The organism is Pseudomonas sp. YuFO20 (genome assembly GCF_035064975.1).
In the GTDB taxonomy this organism is placed as follows: domain Bacteria; phylum Pseudomonadota; class Gammaproteobacteria; order Pseudomonadales; family Pseudomonadaceae; genus Aquipseudomonas; species Aquipseudomonas putida_AE.
In genome coordinates this window covers 47,525-63,109 of record NZ_JAXDEO010000011.1, presented here as the reverse complement: position 1 = coordinate 63,109, position 15,585 = coordinate 47,525, and the positions used below count along the sequence as shown (strand labels likewise).

Here is a 15,585-nt window from a genome sequence, read left to right as displayed (position 1 = left end):
GGCGAAATTTTCAGACGAGTCGCAGTGCAACTGACGCGTCCCTACGTCCAGCGTCAAGCCTTGTTCGTCACCAGCCCAGGCAGTGCATGCGCCAAGGCGTTGATGGCAAAACCGATAAACATTACCCCGCACAAGCGGGTGATCGCCAACTCATGGCGTTGATACAAGGTGCGTACCTGGCGCGCACCGACGATGCCGATGAGGATAGCGTAGGCCATCAGGCCGCCGACGAAGCTCAACACGATCAGCCACGGCAACATCGACCAGGTCAGCAACTCTGCCCGGCTGGACAATAGCGCCGTGAAAGTGGCCACAGCCACCGGGTAGGCTTTCGGATTGGTCAGGCCAAACAGAATGCCGTGCCAGAACGGCCGCCGCGCCGGCCCCTGCGGCGCCTCGACACCCCGTTGACGCGCGCGCACCGCACGCCAGCCGAGCCAGAACAGGTAGAGCCCGCTAAGCACGCCCAGCACATCGAACGCGGTGCTGCCGATTTCCCGCGCACCGACGATCGCTATCAGCGCGGTGCTGCACCAGACCACGTCGCCCAACAAATGCCCGCAGAGAAATCCCGCTCCCGCCCGCCGCCCGTGCGCCGCGCCGATACCGAACACCGCCAATACGCCCGGCCCTGGCGTGATGCCATAAATGAAGCCCGAGGCGAGAACGGCCATTAGCAGTGAGGGGGTCATGGGGAGTCCTTATGAGTTGTTTTGCTGAATGGGCGCCAGTCTATATCACCTGCGGCGCGCTCGATTTGTGCATTCAACCAGTTCAGGGCCTGATCCCCGCCTCGCCGCTTGTGCCACACCAGGACAAAGGTGAACGACGGAATGTGAAACGGTGGCGGGACGACGATCAACGACGACTCGTCGATGTCGCGCAAACCCCGGGAAGCGACGGTGAGGATCAGGTCGGTGCCGCTGATGAATTGCGGCGCGACGCTCCAGTGCGGCAGGCTGATCGCGACGCGACGGCGCTCGCGCAAGGTGGTCAGGGCTCGTTCGATTTCCGGGGTGCCGCTGCCGCGCATTTCCAGCAGAACATGGGGCCGCGCCAGATAGCTCGGCAGGTCGAGGACAGCGTCAGCGGGGAGGCTGTGGCGGTCCACCAGGCAGGCGTAATGCTCCTCGAACAGCGCCGTGCTGCGCAACTCATTGGGCATTTCCGGAAACACCCCGGCGGCGACATCGATATCGCCGTTGAGGACTCCATCGAGCATGCCTTCACGGCTGCCATGACTGATTTGCAGGTCGATGCCAGGCGCTTCGCGACGCAGCGTACGGATCAACCCTGGCAGGACGATGGCGGCGCCGTAATCGGACATCGCCAGGCGAAAGGTTCGTTTGGCCGTGGCCGGATCGAAGGTGTTCGGAGCCAGCAGCGATTGCACCTGGGCCAGGGCCTCGGCCAGCGGCGCCGTCAACTCCAGCGCTCTTGGCGTCGGCACCAGGCTAGCGCCGGCGCGCACCAGCAGCGGGTCGTCGAGCAGATCACGCAGCCGCGCCAATGCATGGCTGACGGCAGGCTGGCTCAGGTGCAGGCGCTCGGCCGCACGGGTCACATGTTGCTCGTTGAGCAAGGCGTCGAGGATCACCAGCAGGTTGAGATCGATGCGGCGCAGATCATTCATCTGATGCATGTTCTGGATAGTAAAACGGAATTTAAATCTGCGCGACGAATACTCTAGAGTCCAGCAAAACCTGTTGGAGAATGACCATGAGTACGTTGCATTGGGCGGGCCTGTTGCTGCTTGCCGCGTTCGCCGGTGCGGTAGTGCCGTTTCAGAGTGCGATCAATGTCAATCTCGGGCGCGGCCTGGGTCATCCGTTGTGGGCGACCCTCGCTTCATTGGTGGTGAGCATTTTGGTGTTGCTGCCGATCATGCTGGCAATGTGCTTGCCGTTGCCATCGCTGGCGTTCATCGCCAGGGCGCCGATGTGGATGTGGGCTGGCGGGGCGTTTGGGGTGTGTTTTATTTCGTTGGCGCTGGTGTTGCTGCCCAGGCTAGGCGCTTCAGGGTTCATGGCGTTGGCGCTGGCGGGGCAAGTGGTGGCGTCGCTGCTGCTGGATCACTTCGGGTGGTTTGGGTTGGTGGAGCGGCAGGTGACATTGCCCAAGCTGTTGGGGGCGGTGTTGTTGATCGCCGGTGTGGTGTTGATTCAGTTTGGTGATTCGGCTGGAAAAGCGATGACTGCGACGTCTTGAGGATCAAAAGATCGCAGCCTGCGGCAGCTACAAGGATGCGTGGTCCTTGTGGGTGCTGCCGTAGCCTGCGAATCGTTAAAACTTGTCGAGGGTGCGCAGCTTCTGCGGCAGGCCCCAGAGCAACAGCGCCACGGCGATCAGCGCGCAGACACCGATGACGTACAGTGCCGGTGTGGTGCTGCCGGTCAGGTCCTTGATCCGTCCGACCATGACCGGGCTGACGATGCCACCGAACTGCCCCAGGGTGTTGATCACCGCGATCCCGCCCGCCGCACCTGCGCCGGCACCGGCCAGCAGTTTCGGCGGCAGGGTCCAGAAGCTCGGGATGGAGGCGATGATGCCGGCACCGAGCAAGCCCAGGGCGACGATCAGGAAGGTCGTGTGGTTGGCGAAGATACCGGCACAGAAGAACCCAATTGCGCCGACGGCGACCAGACCGGCGACAAACTTGCGTCGCTCGCCAGAGGCATCGGACAGGCGCCCGATCACCACCATGCTGATGGCGCCGCAGATGTACGGGATGGCCGTCAGCAGGCCGATCATCACCGGGCTCTCGGTACCCGCGCTGCGGATCAGTTGCGGCGCCCAGAAGTTCAGGCCGTAGGACGCCACCTGGATCAGGAAGTAGATCAGGCCGAGGGTCAGGAAGCCCGGAATCCGCAGCGCGGCGAGCAGCGAGCCGCCACTCTTGTGCGGTTCATGGTGGGCGATGCGACTGGCCAGCAGGGTCTTCTCCGACGGGGTCAGCCAATGGGCGTCTTCGATGCGGTCCTTGAGCAAGGTCAGCACCAGCAGGCCGAGGCCGATGCACGGCACGCCACCGAGCAGGAACAACCAGTGCCAGCCACGCATGTCCAGGAAGCCATCAAGGTGTTGCAGCACCAGACCGGAGAACGGTGCGCCAACCAGGCCGGCGAAGGCGGAGGACAGGAACAGCATCGAGGTGATGCGCCCGCGATAGTGCTGCGGGAACCACAGCGTCAGGTAATACAACACGCCCGGGGCAAAACCCGCCTCCATCGCGCCGATCACGAAACGCAGGGCGTAGAACTGCCATTCGCTGTTGACGAAGACCATGAGCGCGGTGGCCAGGCCCCAGGACATCATGATCCGGGCAATCCAGCGCCGGGCGCCGACCTTGTACAGCATCATGTTGCTCGGCACTTCGAAAATCACATAACCGACCACGAACAACCCGGCGCCGAGGCCGTAGGCGGTGTCGCTCAGGCTCAGGTCGGCCTGCAACTGAAACTTGGCGAAGCTGATGTTGATGCGGTCGAAAAACGCGAACAGGTAGCAGACCATGATCAGCGGCATCAAGCGCCAGGCGACCTTGCTGACCAGGGCTTTTTCTTCATCGTGGCTAACGGCCGGGCTCGCCCCGGCCTCCAGTGCATTGAGGCTCATTGCGGTTCTCCAGGCGGACTGCCCTTGGGGTGTCCGATTGTTTTTGTTGTCTGGTTGGTGACGATGTTCTTCTGTAGGAGCCGGCTTGCTGGCGATGTGGTGGGTCAGTCGACATTGATTTTGACTGGACGGGCCTCATCGCTGGCAAGCCAGCTCCTACAGGTTCGCGGTGGTCAGGAGGGCACGGGGTGCAGGTCGCAATTGCGTCCGGCCTTGGCCAGCTGGCCCGGCACTTCGTGGCCGAGCAGCGCCGGCAATCCTCGGGACAGCTTGAGCAACAGCGGCAGGTCGATGCCGGTCGTTATGCCGATTTCATCGCACAGGTTCACCAGGTCTTCAGTACAGATATTCCCCGAAGCGCCCGGCGCAAACGGGCAGCCGCCAAGACCACCCAGCGCCGCGTCGAAACGTCGGGCACCGGCCTCGTAGGCGGCCAGCACGTTGCACAGGCCCAGGCCGCGGGTGTTGTGGAAGTGCAGGGTCAGGTCCGCTGGCGATACCCGCTGCAACACCCGCCGCACCAGGCGCTCGACCTGCCGCGGATTGGCCATGCCGGTGGTATCGGCCAGGGTGATGCCGTGGATGCCAAGCTCCTGATAGGCCTCGACGATCTGCAACACCCGGTCCTCATCGATCTTGCCTTCGAACGGGCAACCAAAGGTCGTGGCGATACTCGCGTTGAGGCGCACAGGCGTGCCCTGCGCAAACTGGACGATCTCGCCAAACGCCGCCAACGAGTCTTCGCAGCGCATGCGCATGTTCGCCAGGTTGTGGGTCTGGCTGGCGGACATCACCAGGTTCAATTCATCGGCACTACAGGCCAGTGCCCGTTGCGCGCCCTTGAGATTGGGGATCAACGCGACATAGATCATCCCCGGTTGGCGGGTGATGCCCTTGAACACCAGTTCTCCGTCACGCAATGCCGGAATGGCCTTGGGCGACACGAACGAGCCGGCCTCGATACGGCTGAACCCGGCCAGCGACAGTTGATCGATCAACGCGATCTTGTCGACGGTTTCCACCCAGGTCGGCTCGATCTGCAAGCCGTCGCGCGGGGAGACTTCCTGAACGATCAGGCGCTCGGAATAATCGGTGATCATTGCACCACTCCTTCGACTTTCAGGCGTTCGATGTCCGCCACGGTGAGGCCCAGTTGAGCAAGGATGCCGTCGGTGTGCTGGCCCAGTCCCGGGCCCGACCAGTTGACGCCACCGGGGGTCTCCGACAATTTCGGCACGATGCCCGGCATCTTCACCGTGGCGCCGCCCGGCAGTTCGGCATTGAGCAGCATGTCCCGCGCCTGATAATGCGGATCGGCGACGATGTCGGCCACCGAATAGATACGTCCGGCCGGCACTTCGGCGGCTTCCAGCGCTGCCAGTACGTCGTTGATCGGCAGGCTGCTGGTCCAGTGGGTGATCGCCGCATCGAGCAGGTTGCTCTTGGCCGCACGGCCGTCGTTATGGGCGAATTCGGGGGCGTCGGCCAGGTCCTGGCGGCCGATGGTCAACATCAGGCGCTTGTAGATCGGGTCGCTGTTGCCGGCGATCACCACGTAGGCGCCATCGGCCGTGAGGTAAGTGTTGGACGGTGCGATGCCCGGCAAGGCACCGCCACTGCGCTCACGCACATGGCCGAGCATGTCGTATTCCGGCACCAGGCTTTCCATGACGTTGAACACGCTTTCGGCCAGCGACACATCGACGATCTGCCCACCACCCTGCCCGGTCTTGACCCGCAGCAGCGACATCAGCGCGCCGATTACCGCGTGCAGCGAGGCCAGGGAATCGCCGAGGCTGACGCCCACCCGCGCCGGTGGCGAACCGGGGGTGCCGGTGGTGTAGCGGATGCCGCCCATGGCCTCGCCTATGGCACCGAAACCCGGACGATCGCGGTACGGACCGGTCTGGCCGTAACCGGAAATCCGCACCAGGGTCAGGTTGGGGTTGAGGGCGTGCAGCACGTCCCAACCGAGGCCGAGTTTTTCCAGGGCGCCGGGACGCAGGTTTTCGATCAGCACGTCGGCGCTGGTCGCCAGTTGCTTGACCAGTTCGATGCCTTCAGGGGATTTGAGGTTCAGTGCCAGGGACTTCTTGTTGCGCGATTGCAGGTACCACCACAGCGAGGTGCCTTCGTGCAGCTTGCGCCATTTACGCAGGGGATCGCCCTGGCCCATGGCTTCGATCTTGATCACTTCGGCGCCGAACTCGGCGAGCATGCGCGCGGCGAACGGCGCGGCAATCAGCGTGCCGATCTCGATCACTTTGATCGCACTCAAGGGGGCAGTCATCGCGGGGTACCTCTTGTTCTTGGAATATGCGCCAAGGCTAGAGGACAGGGAGCTTGGGAATCCAACCTTCAGTTGGCAACGGGCGTTCGCGAAACGCGAATGCTTTGGGAGATTGTCGTGACCTCAGGCCGCCTTCGCGAGCAAGCCCGCTCCCACATTTGAATGCATTTCCCTGTGGGAGCGGGCTTGCTCGCGAAGACGCCGGCCCGGCCAATGAACAACTCAGAGTTGCTCCCGCAAATGCTCAAACAACATCCGGCTCACCGGCGACAGCAGTGCTTCATCACGCACCACCACGATCAAGGCGCGATCCGACCACTCATCGGTCAATGGCACGGCCGCCAGCCCAAGGGCCCGACCAAACAATTCATAGGCCCGCTGCGGGAGAACGCCAATCCCCATGTTGGCCTGGACCATGCGGCACATGGCGTCGAAGCCCGGCACATGGATCCGCACCCGCAGCACCCTGCCCGCCTCACGCGCCGCCGCATGGGTGCGCATGTTGATGGAACTGGCGGCGTGCAACCCGACGTAATCGCTGTCCAGCGTATCGGCAAACGCCAGGCTCGACCGGCTCGCCAATGGATGATGCGGCGGCATCAACACCACCAGTTTGTCCTGGCGATACAGCACGCTGTGCAGGCCCTTGATGTCGCTGTCAGCGGAGCAGATGCCGAGATCCGCCACACCGTCCAGGACACCCTGGATCACCCCGGCACTGGGCCGTTCCTCGAGATCGGTCTTGACCTGCGGATGACGCTCGGAAAAATCCCGCAAGTCTTCCGGCAGGAATTGAATGATCGCCGACAGATTGGCGAGCATCCGTACATAACCGCGCACACCGTGGCTGTGCTCCCCCAGTTCCAGGCCCATTTTCTCGACGTTGAACAACATCTGCCGGGCATGGTGCAGTAAGGTTTCACCCGCCGGCGTCAGCGTCATGCCCTTGGCCTGGCGCACGAACAGGCTGATACCCAGCGCCTCCTCCAGCTCCATCAAGCGCTTGCTCGCCGCCGACACCGCAATCGCCTCACGCGCGGCAGCACGAGTGAGCGTGCCCTCCTCGTGGACCGCGACAAACAGTTGCAGGGTGATCAGGTCGAGACGGCGGATCAGGCTTTTTTGCAGCATCGGACACTCGGCTAAGGCGGCTCGGGCGAAAGTCGCAGCATAGCGCCCTTCGCCCGCGACGTGCCGTGGTTGAACCGCCCGAGCATGATAAAGTCGCCGCCCATCAGACCTTTTGCTTCGAGACGACCACCGCAATGACCGATTTCCAGGATGTCGATGCCCAACTTGAAGACTGGAACGCCTTGCGCACCAGCGCTGCGTTCGACGGTCTGCTGGTGGGTAATGGGGCCAGCCGGGCGGTGTGGGACGACTTCGGCTACGACTCGCTGTTCGAAAACGCCCGCACCGTCGAAGAAAAACCCCTCAGCCCGTCCGAGCTGAGCGTGTTCGAGGCGCTGCAGACGCGCAGTTTCGAGCAGGTGCTCAGCGCCTTGAAAACCACCAGCCGGGTCAACAAGGCCCTGGCCGTCAGCTCCGCCGCGCCGCGCAATCGTTACTACGCGATCAAGGAAGCGCTGATCAACACCGTGCACGCGGTGCACATTCCGTGGCGGTTGGTCGAGGCGTCGAGCCTGGCGACCATCAGCCAGGAACTGGGCCGCTATCGCACGGTGTTCACCACCAACTACGACTTGCTCAATTACTGGGCGATCCAGCAGCAACCCGAGGCGATCACCGATCTGTTCCAGGGGGCAGAACCGGCCTTCGACCTGAGCGTTACCGCCACCGACAAGACCCGCCTGCTGTACCTGCACGGCGGCCTGCACCTGGTGCGCAACCAGGACGGCACGGCGCGCAAACTGATGTCGACCGAGGGCACGTTGCTGGGCAACTTCGCCATCAACAACACGATCAAGACCCTCGATGACGTGCCCTTGTTCATCAACGAAGGGCCGAGCGCGGACAAGCTCAAGACCATCCGCAGCTCCGATTACCTGTCGTTCTGCTATGACCAGTTGCTCGGCCATGGCGATGGCTTGTGCATCTTTGGGCATGCACTGGGTGAGCAGGACAGCCACATCGTGCACGCCTTGCGCCTGGCGAAACCGAAGGTGGTGGCGATCTCGATCTACCCGCGCAGCAAGGCGTTCATCCAGCATCAGAAGCGGCATTACGCGAAGGTGTTCGAAGGGACCGGGGTGGAGTTGCGGTTTTTTGATTCGAAGACACATGGGCTGGGTAGCCCGAAGCTATCGGTACCAGTCGAAGTTTAGTGTTGCCCGATCTGACGCTTTCGCGAGCAAGCCCGCTCCCACAGTTGATCTGCGGCGTTCACAAATTCCCTGTGGGAGCGGGCTTGCTCGCGAAGCTCTTAAAGCTGACTCATTCCTCGCTGCTATGCACCACCACCAGCAACTGCGCCTGCACCTCGCCCACCGAGCGTATCCGGTGCGGTTTCTGTGAGTTGAAGTGCAGCGCATCGCCCCGGCTGAGCAGCACCCGCTCGTTGACGAAATCCACTTCCACCTGCCCCTCGTGGACGAATAGAAATTCTTCGCCCAGGTGTTCCTTGAAGGCTTTGTCGGTAAATTCTGTCGGCGGGTAAATGATGAACGGCAGCAGGCTGCGTTCGCTGACCTGATGGGCCAGCACAGCGTAGCCCGGATTGTCGCCGCTGGCACCCAGTGGCTGGCGCTCATGGCTGCGCACCAGGCTGTAGCTGTCGAGGCTGACCTTGTCTTCGGAAAACAGCTCCTCGACCTTCACGTTCAGTGCCTTGGCCAGTTTCAACGCGGTCGCAATCGACGGCGTGTTCAGGCCGCGTTCGACTTTCGACAGATAACTCTTGGTCATGCCGGATTTTTCCGCCAATGCCTCAAGGGTTACGCCAAGTTTTTTTCTCAATAATTTCAAACGGATAGACATGTAGAACGATTAATCCATCAAGGAGGTGACGAATTGTCCTTGCTCATGACACAAGGTGTCATATAGCATCTTTCGTGTCATCTGCATGACCCAGCCAAAGAGGACATCGATATGGCCACGACATTAGCACTGCCCAAAGATCAACTGGTCAAGCAAGCGCTGAACCAGATGCAAAACACCCTTGCGGATAATACGTGGACCGACCGGCAAAAGCTGGCCCTGACCTGCCGCATTCTGTTCGAGAATGGCCATGACTCCGGCCTCGCCGGGCAAATCACCGCCCGTGGCCCGCAGCCTGGCACCTATTACACTCAACAACTGGGCCTGGGTTTCGACGAAATCACCGCGGGTAACCTGCTGCTGGTCAACGAAGACCTGGAAGTGCTCGAAGGCCACGGCATGCCCAACCCGGCCAACCGCTTCCACAGCTGGGTGTACCGCGCCCGCCCGGATGTGAATTGCATCATCCACACCCACCCGACCCACGTCGCGGCGTTGTCGATGCTGGAAGTGCCGCTGCAGATTTCCCACATGGACCTCTGCCCGCTCTATGACGACTGCGCGTTTCTCGAAGGCTGGCCCGGCGTACCGGTGGGTAATGAAGAAGGCGAATTGATTGCCGGTGCCCTGGGCGACAAGCGGGCGATCCTGCTTTCCCACCACGGCCAGTTGTCCACCGGCACCACCATCGAGGAGGCCTGCGTGATTGCCCAACTGATCGAACGTGCCGCCAGGTTGCAGTTGCTGGCGATGAGCGCCGGAACCATCAAGCCGATCATTCCCGAGCTGGGCCGAGAAGCCCATGACTGGATCGCCCGGCCCAAGCGCCACGCCGCCGCCTTCAATTACTACGCCCGGCAGAACCTGCGTCGACACGCCGATTGCCTGAACTGAACCCCAGACCTTTTTTGTACGGAGAGACCCCATGTCCACTGCAAACATTCACGGCATCATCGGCTACACCATCACCCCTTTTACCACTGATGGCGAAGGCGTTGACCTGGACGCGCTCGGGCGCTCGATCGACTGCTTGATCGACGGCGGCGTGCATTCCATCGCGCCCCTGGGCAGCACGGGCGAAGGCGCTTACCTGAGCGACGCGGAGTGGGACCAGGTCGCCGAATTCAGTATCAAGCACGTGGCCAGGCGAGTGCCGACCATCGTCAGCGTGTCCGACCTGACCACCGCCAAAGCGGTGCGTCGCGCCCGTTTCGCCGAAGCCCATGGCGCCGACGTGGTGATGGTGCTGCCGACGTCGTACTGGAAACTCAGCGAAGCGCAGATCCTCGCGCACTACCGCGCCATAGGCGACAGCGTCGGCGTGCCGATCATGCTCTACAACAACCCGGCCACCAGCGGCACCGACATGTCGGTGGACCTGATTCTGCGCATCGTCAAAAGCGTGGAGAATGTGACCATGGTCAAGGAGAGCACCGGCGACATCCAGCGCATGCATCAACTGCAACGCCTGGGCGAAGGTCAGGTGCCCTTCTACAACGGTTGCAACCCGCTGGCGCTGGAAGCCTTCGCGGCCGGGGCAAAAGGCTGGTGCACCGCGGCGCCGAACCTGATCCCGCAGCTCAATCTCGACCTGTACGACGCCGTGCTGGCCAACGACCTGAACAAGGCACGTGAACTGTTCTATCGCCAGTTGCCATTGCTGGACTTCATTCTCAAGGGGGGGTTGCCGGCGACGATCAAGGCGGGATTGCGCGAAACCGGGCTGGAGGTGGGTGATCCGCGGTTGCCGGTGTTTCCGTTGGATGAGGCCGGTGTCAGTCAGCTGCAAGGGCTGCTGAAAGCCCTGCGCTGATCTCCAAATCACACCCTCCTGTAGGAGCCGGCTTGCTGGCGATGGTGGGTCAGCGACGCAAGTGTCGACTGACACACCATCGCCAGCAAGCCGGCTCCTAAAGGGGCGTCGCGTGGTGTTTTCAGAGTACCGGCAGGGTTTTGTCCTTGATCACCTTGCTCGGCCCATTGGCCTTCACACTGGCGATGCCTTTCTCCATGGCGGTATCGGAGGAATAGGACTCACTGCTGCCGATAATCTCGTGGTTACCCGCCTTGAGGTTGAAATAAGGATGGCCATCCTTGGTGGTTTTTTTCTCGTAGCGCTCATCGAGCGGGCTGTTGGCCTGGACTGAGGTTATGCCTTTGTCGGCCGCGGCGCGGGTGGTGTACAACTCGCTGGTCAGAATGGTTTCGGCATTCGCCGCCTTCAGCACAAACCTGAACTGACCGCTGCTGCTCTTGCTCACTTCGTACCATCCGGACATGCTCTTTCTCCTTGGCGATTGGAAGGTTGCGCGCTTCAGAGTAAAGACCAGCCTGCTGTTTCTGTCGCCTGTGTGGGCCCTATCGCCAGCAGGCTGGCTCCCACATTGGACTGATGCACACCAATCCACTGTGGGAGCCAGCCTGCTGGCGATGGGGCCCGTAAGCAAGCTGCAAACCTAATTGACTGAACGCTTCACCACCGACAACTCCGGAGCAGCTACCCGCCGCTGACTCAGATACCGCGTACAACTCACCCGCAGGAACGAAGCGAAATTGACCACTTCGCCGCGGTAGTCCATGACCTCTTCATACAGCTTGGCAATCAGCTGGTTGGTAGTCATGCCGTCGGTCTCGGCGATTTCGCTGAGGATGTCCCAGAACTGATTCTCCAGCCGCAGGGTGGTAACCACCCCGCAGATGCGCAGCGAGCGCGAGCGCGATTCGTAGAGGATCGGATCGGCTTTGACGTACAGCTCGCACATGGACGGGTCCCCCGTTACAGCGTGATTTTGGTGCCCAGCAAACCGAGGAATCCGGCCAGCCAGCTAGGGTGGGCAGGCCAGGCCGGCGCCGTCGCCAGATTGCCTTGAACATGGCCGTCCGTCACCGGGATATCGATAAACGTACCGCCCGCCAGGCGCACTTCTGGCGCACAGGCCGGGTAGGCGCTGCATTCACGCCCTTCGAGAATTCCCGCGGCGGCGAGCAATTGTGCACCGTGGCACACGGCGGCGATCGGCTTGCCGGCCTTGTCGAAGTCGCGCACCAGTTCCAGGACCTTTTCGTTGAGCCGCAAGTACTCCGGCGCACGACCGCCCGGGATCAGCACCGCGTCGTAATCCGCCGCCTGGACCTTGGCAAAATCGAAGTTCAGGGCAAACAGGTGACCGGGCTTTTCGCTGTAGGTCTGGTCGCCTTCGAAGTCATGGATGGCTGTGCGCACGGTCTGGCCGGCGGTTTTGTCCGGGCAAACGGCATGCACCGTGTGACCGACCATCAGCAGGGCCTGGAAGGGCACCATCACTTCGTAGTCTTCGACGTAATCGCCGACCAGCATCAGAATTTTTTTCGCCGCCATGGGGAGGACTCCTCTGGGAAATGCGTAGGAGTGTTCAAGGTAGTCCTTATCGGCTGGGGTGGGTAATAACCTGCTACTACGCGATTTCCTTGTGTAGGAGCTGCCGGAGGCTGCGATCTTTTGATCTTGATCTTGATCTTGATCTTGATCTTGATCTTGAAAGCAAGATCAAAAGATCGCAGCCTGCGGCAGCTCCTACGTTGGGAGCTTCGCTCCCAACTGTACGGATAACTCTGCACTTAGCTGTAACAGCGCAGACGCCACGGTTTATGGCTAGATGAAGGCACTTCCCATCACCCACGATTCTGGTTGCCATCATGACCTCGCGCGAAAACACCGGCATGGCCCTGGGCCTGCTCGGCGTTGTGATCTTCAGCCTCACCCTGCCCTTCACACGCATCGTCGTGCAGGAACTGCATCCACTGCTCAATGGCCTGGGCCGGGCCCTGTTCGCGGCGATTCCCGCGGCGTTGCTGTTGCTGTGGCGGCGTGAGAAATGGCCAACCTGGCAGCAGGTCAAGGGCCTGACGCTGGTCATTGCCGGGGTGATCCTCGGGTTCCCGGTGCTGTCGGCCTGGGCCATGCAAACCTTGCCGGCGTCCCATGGCGCCCTGGTCAATGGCTTGCAGCCACTGTGCGTGGCACTGTACGCCGCGTGGCTGTCCCACGAACGCCCATCGAAAGCCTTCTGGGCCTGCGCCGCGCTGGGCAGTGCCCTGGTGCTCGGTTATGCGCTGATCAGCGGGGCCGGCAGCATCCAGGCCGGTGACTTGTTGATGCTGGGCGCGATTGCGGTGGGCGGCCTGGGGTACGCCGAGGGTGGCCGGTTGGCCAAGGAAATGGGCGGCTGGCAAGTGATCTGCTGGGCGCTGGTACTGTCGACGCCGCTGTTGATCGGGCCGGTGCTGTACCTTGCGTTGCAACATCAGGGCGAGATTTCCGCCAAAACCTGGTGGGCCTTCGGCTACGTCTCGCTGTTTTCGCAATTCATCGGCTTCTTTGCCTGGTATGCCGGGCTGGCCATCGGTGGCATTGCCCGGGTCAGCCAGATCCAGCTGTTGCAGATTTTCTTCACCATCGGCTTTTCCGCACTGTTCTTTGGCGAACAGGTCGAGCCGATCACCTGGCTGTTCGCCGGCGGGGTGATCGTGACCGTCGTGTTGGGCCGCAAGACGGCGGTCAAGCCCGCACGCATTGCCACCGCGTAATACCTACGGGATCAGAGGTAACCGTCAGCCCGCAACAGGGTTTCCAGGCAATGCTCGGTGATGTGGTAGAACGCCTTGAGTTCCTCGATCTTCGCCAGCAGCTGGGCCGGATCACCCGACTCGGCGCGCTTGACCGCCAGGATCATCTTGTTCTTGTTGGTGTGGTCCAGCGAGATGAACTCGAACACCTTGGTCTCGTAGCCGCAGGCTTCGAGGAACAGTGCACGCAAGCTGTCGGTGACCATTTCCGCCTGCTGTCCCAGGTGCAAGCCGTATTGCAGCATCGGCTTGAGCAATGCCGGGCTCTGGATTTGCAGGCGAATCTGTTTGTGACAGCACGGCGAGCACATGATGATCGAGGCGCCGGAACGAATGCCGGTATGGATCGCATAGTCCGTGGCGATGTCGCAGGCATGCAGCGCGATCATCACATCCAGCTCGCTCGGTGCCACGCTGCGCACATCCCCGCACTTGAAGACCAGCCCTGGATGCTCAAGCTTGGCCGCGGCGGTGTTGCACAGGGTGACCATGTCTTCGCGCAGCTCGACGCCGGTTACCTGCGCTTCGGCCTTCAAGGTATTGCGCAGATAGTCATGGATCGCGAAGGTCAGGTAACCCTTGCCGGATCCGAAGTCCGCCACCCGCACCGGGCTGTCCAGCGCCAGGGGCGACGAGGTCAGCGCATGGCTGAAGACCTCGATGAACTTGTTGATCTGTTTCCACTTGCGCGACATCGCCGGGATCAGTTCATGCTGCTTGTTGGTGACGCCCAGGTCGGCGAGAAACGGCCGCTCCAGATCGAGAAAGCGGTTTTTCTCGCGGTTGTGCCCGGCGGACGGCACTTCGCGCAATTGCTGGGGTTTGCTCTTGAACAGCGAAGACTTGCCCTTTTTGCTGTATTCGAGCTGGGCTTCGTCGGTCAATGACAACAAATGCGCATTCTTGAACGACGCCGGCAACAAACCGGCGATGACTGCCACACCTTCGGTCAATGGCAGGTTCTTGGTGATGTCGCGGGTCTTGTACCGATAGACGAAGGACAGGCAAGCCTGCGCCTTGACCGTCACCGGCTTGATGATGATCCGCTGCAGGTCCGCTTCCTCGCCGGCGTACTTGGCCAGCACCAGCTTGATGAAGGCATTCTGGTCGAGGCTCGATTGCAGCAGGCCGATGAACTGGGCGTGATGGTCCGGCGCGAGGCTGGCGGGAGTAGCGGTGACGGACATGGAAAAACGGCCTCGGGCAATGCAAATCGGAGAATGGCCGATATTTTAGGGGGGATGCGGGTTTTGGGCACGGGGTTATTTTTCGCAGGCCCGCAAATGCCCCTCGGACCTGCGAGTATCCGGCGTGCCGTCAGGGCTCCACCAGCCTAAGTTTGCGATTGATCGGTGAATTGATCACATACCTGACGATCAATCCCACCGGTACGGCCCACGTCAGGCCATTGGCGGGGTCCGTAATGACAGCGACGGTTTCGGAGCTGGCGCCGATGTCCAGGCGTCGTCGATCGTTGCAGGACTTGAGCTCCCCGTAGGCGTGGCTGACCAGTCGCTCCGCCAGGTGCATCGGCACATCAATCCCTTGCAGGTGCTTCACGGCACGACAGAACAGCACCTGGTCATCAATTACCGCATCACTTTCGTGACGGGCCAGAAATGCCTGGGCGATGGCCAACAATTGCTCGTTCAAATCCTCGTTTTCAACAATGGCGGACATGTTCATGACTCCGTCGACTCAGGCGCCGTCGGTGCAAGCGGACGCGCGGCGTGCCGCAAATCGGGCCCGGCGCAAGGCAAACGCACGGCGGGGTTGGGCATGCCACTGGGTGAAAGTTCGTGGGTCATTTCGAACTCGGCCCGCACCGACCAGCCGCAGGCTTCCGACGTGCATTGCAAGTACGCCACCCGCAGGAAAATATGACGACCCTCGCTGGTGCGGATGCGCATCCGGCTCAAGCAGTGCGGGCACACCATTTTGTAAGTACTCATACCTGGATCCCGCTGTTCGTCGGGTGGTAATCAACATAATCAAACGCAATACTGCTTGATGCGATGATCGCTGCAACCCGGCATTGCAAGTAACGCCCACCCGAAAGAAGAAAGTGCAAGGAATAACGGCGTAATGGGCAGGAACCAAACATGTAGGAAATCACCCTGCTACCATTAGGAAGTTTC

General features: G+C 61.5%; 18 protein-coding genes. 5 read left to right on the top strand and 13 right to left on the bottom strand.

All coding sequences use genetic code 11. From position 1 onward, the window contains the following. Positions 1–53 precede the first annotated feature (53 nt). The gene (locus SOP85_RS08380) at positions 54–692 is read right to left on the bottom strand and encodes a LysE family translocator (RefSeq protein WP_323626665.1); all 639 of its coding nucleotides are present in this window, start codon (positions 690–692) and stop codon (positions 54–56) included. Further along, the gene (locus SOP85_RS08375) at positions 689–1,642 is read right to left on the bottom strand and encodes a LysR substrate-binding domain-containing protein (protein ID WP_323626663.1); all 954 of its coding nucleotides are present in this window, start codon (positions 1,640–1,642) and stop codon (positions 689–691) included. The genes SOP85_RS08380 and SOP85_RS08375 overlap by 4 nt, the downstream gene beginning before the upstream one ends. A 77-nt stretch (positions 1,643–1,719) precedes the next feature. On the opposite strand from SOP85_RS08375, the gene SOP85_RS08370 reads away from it, so the two are divergent. Continuing rightward, positions 1,720–2,208 (top strand): DMT family transporter, encoded by a 489-nt coding sequence (locus SOP85_RS08370; protein ID WP_323626662.1) that lies wholly within the window; start codon positions 1,720–1,722, stop codon positions 2,206–2,208. Positions 2,209–2,283: 75 nt separating this feature from the next. On the opposite strand, the gene SOP85_RS08365 is transcribed toward SOP85_RS08370, so the two are convergent. The 4 genes from SOP85_RS08365 to SOP85_RS08350 all read right to left on the bottom strand — a co-directional run bounded on the left by SOP85_RS08365 (position 2,284) and on the right by SOP85_RS08350 (position 7,036). Then, positions 2,284–3,615 (bottom strand): MFS transporter, encoded by a 1,332-nt coding sequence (locus tag SOP85_RS08365; protein ID WP_323606673.1) that lies wholly within the window; start codon positions 3,613–3,615, stop codon positions 2,284–2,286. Positions 3,616–3,788: 173 nt separating this feature from the next. Then, positions 3,789–4,715 carry a hydroxymethylglutaryl-CoA lyase gene (locus tag SOP85_RS08360; RefSeq protein WP_323626661.1) on the bottom strand — a complete coding sequence of 309 codons (927 nt, stop codon included), beginning with the start codon at positions 4,713–4,715 and terminating at the stop codon, positions 3,789–3,791. Further along, complete coding sequence (locus tag SOP85_RS08355) at positions 4,712–5,905, bottom strand: CaiB/BaiF CoA transferase family protein (protein ID WP_323626660.1); 1,194 nt, start codon at positions 5,903–5,905, stop codon at positions 4,712–4,714. The genes SOP85_RS08360 and SOP85_RS08355 overlap by 4 nt, the downstream gene beginning before the upstream one ends. Positions 5,906–6,127: 222 nt before the next feature. Next, on the bottom strand, positions 6,128–7,036 hold the full coding sequence (locus tag SOP85_RS08350; RefSeq protein ID WP_323626659.1) for a LysR family transcriptional regulator: 909 nt from the start codon (positions 7,034–7,036) through the stop codon (positions 6,128–6,130). A gap of 134 nt (positions 7,037–7,170) precedes the next feature. Here SOP85_RS08350 and SOP85_RS08345 point away from each other — a divergent pair, with 134 nt between their 5' ends. Further along, on the top strand, positions 7,171–8,190 hold the full coding sequence (locus SOP85_RS08345; RefSeq protein ID WP_323626658.1) for a DUF4917 family protein: 1,020 nt from the start codon (positions 7,171–7,173) through the stop codon (positions 8,188–8,190). 109 nt (positions 8,191–8,299) lie between these two features. Here the strand turns inward: SOP85_RS08345 and SOP85_RS08340 are convergent, their stop codons facing one another. Then, the gene (locus SOP85_RS08340) at positions 8,300–8,842 is read right to left on the bottom strand and encodes a helix-turn-helix domain-containing protein (RefSeq protein WP_274073479.1); all 543 of its coding nucleotides are present in this window, start codon (positions 8,840–8,842) and stop codon (positions 8,300–8,302) included. A 111-nt stretch (positions 8,843–8,953) separates the two neighbouring features. Here SOP85_RS08340 and SOP85_RS08335 point away from each other — a divergent pair, with 111 nt between their 5' ends. Further along, positions 8,954–9,736, top strand: coding sequence for an aldolase (locus tag SOP85_RS08335; protein WP_274073478.1), 783 nt, complete (start codon positions 8,954–8,956; stop codon positions 9,734–9,736). A gap of 31 nt (positions 9,737–9,767) precedes the next feature. Further along, positions 9,768–10,655, top strand: a complete 888-nt coding sequence (locus SOP85_RS08330; RefSeq protein ID WP_323626657.1) for a dihydrodipicolinate synthase family protein — start codon at positions 9,768–9,770, stop codon at positions 10,653–10,655. 121 nt (positions 10,656–10,776) lie between these two features. Here the strand turns inward: SOP85_RS08330 and SOP85_RS08325 are convergent, their stop codons facing one another. The 3 genes from SOP85_RS08325 to SOP85_RS08315 form a co-directional block, all read right to left on the bottom strand. After that, complete coding sequence (locus SOP85_RS08325; protein ID WP_323626656.1) at positions 10,777–11,121, bottom strand: YegP family protein; 345 nt, start codon at positions 11,119–11,121, stop codon at positions 10,777–10,779. Between the two features lie 177 nt (positions 11,122–11,298). Further along, positions 11,299–11,604 (bottom strand): ribbon-helix-helix domain-containing protein, encoded by a 306-nt coding sequence (locus tag SOP85_RS08320; RefSeq protein ID WP_274073475.1) that lies wholly within the window; start codon positions 11,602–11,604, stop codon positions 11,299–11,301. Positions 11,605–11,618: 14 nt separating this feature from the next. After that, positions 11,619–12,200: a DJ-1/PfpI family protein gene (locus SOP85_RS08315; RefSeq protein WP_323626655.1), complete on the bottom strand. Its 582-nt coding sequence runs from the start codon at positions 12,198–12,200 to the stop codon at positions 11,619–11,621. Positions 12,201–12,517: 317 nt separating this feature from the next. On the opposite strand from SOP85_RS08315, the gene SOP85_RS08310 reads away from it, so the two are divergent. Continuing rightward, on the top strand, positions 12,518–13,408 hold the full coding sequence (locus SOP85_RS08310) for a DMT family transporter (protein WP_274073473.1): 891 nt from the start codon (positions 12,518–12,520) through the stop codon (positions 13,406–13,408). An 11-nt stretch (positions 13,409–13,419) separates the two neighbouring features. On the opposite strand, the gene SOP85_RS08305 is transcribed toward SOP85_RS08310, so the two are convergent. From SOP85_RS08305 to SOP85_RS08295, 3 genes are all read right to left on the bottom strand, one after another. Continuing rightward, positions 13,420–14,634, bottom strand: coding sequence for a class I SAM-dependent methyltransferase (locus SOP85_RS08305; protein ID WP_323606665.1), 1,215 nt, complete (start codon positions 14,632–14,634; stop codon positions 13,420–13,422). Between the two features lie 130 nt (positions 14,635–14,764). Next, positions 14,765–15,127 carry a hypothetical protein gene (locus tag SOP85_RS08300; RefSeq protein WP_274073471.1) on the bottom strand — a complete coding sequence of 121 codons (363 nt, stop codon included), beginning with the start codon at positions 15,125–15,127 and terminating at the stop codon, positions 14,765–14,767. A 2-nt stretch (positions 15,128–15,129) separates the two neighbouring features. Then, complete coding sequence (locus tag SOP85_RS08295) at positions 15,130–15,399, bottom strand: ogr/Delta-like zinc finger family protein (protein ID WP_274073470.1); 270 nt, start codon at positions 15,397–15,399, stop codon at positions 15,130–15,132. Between the last annotated feature and the right edge of the window lie 186 nt (positions 15,400–15,585).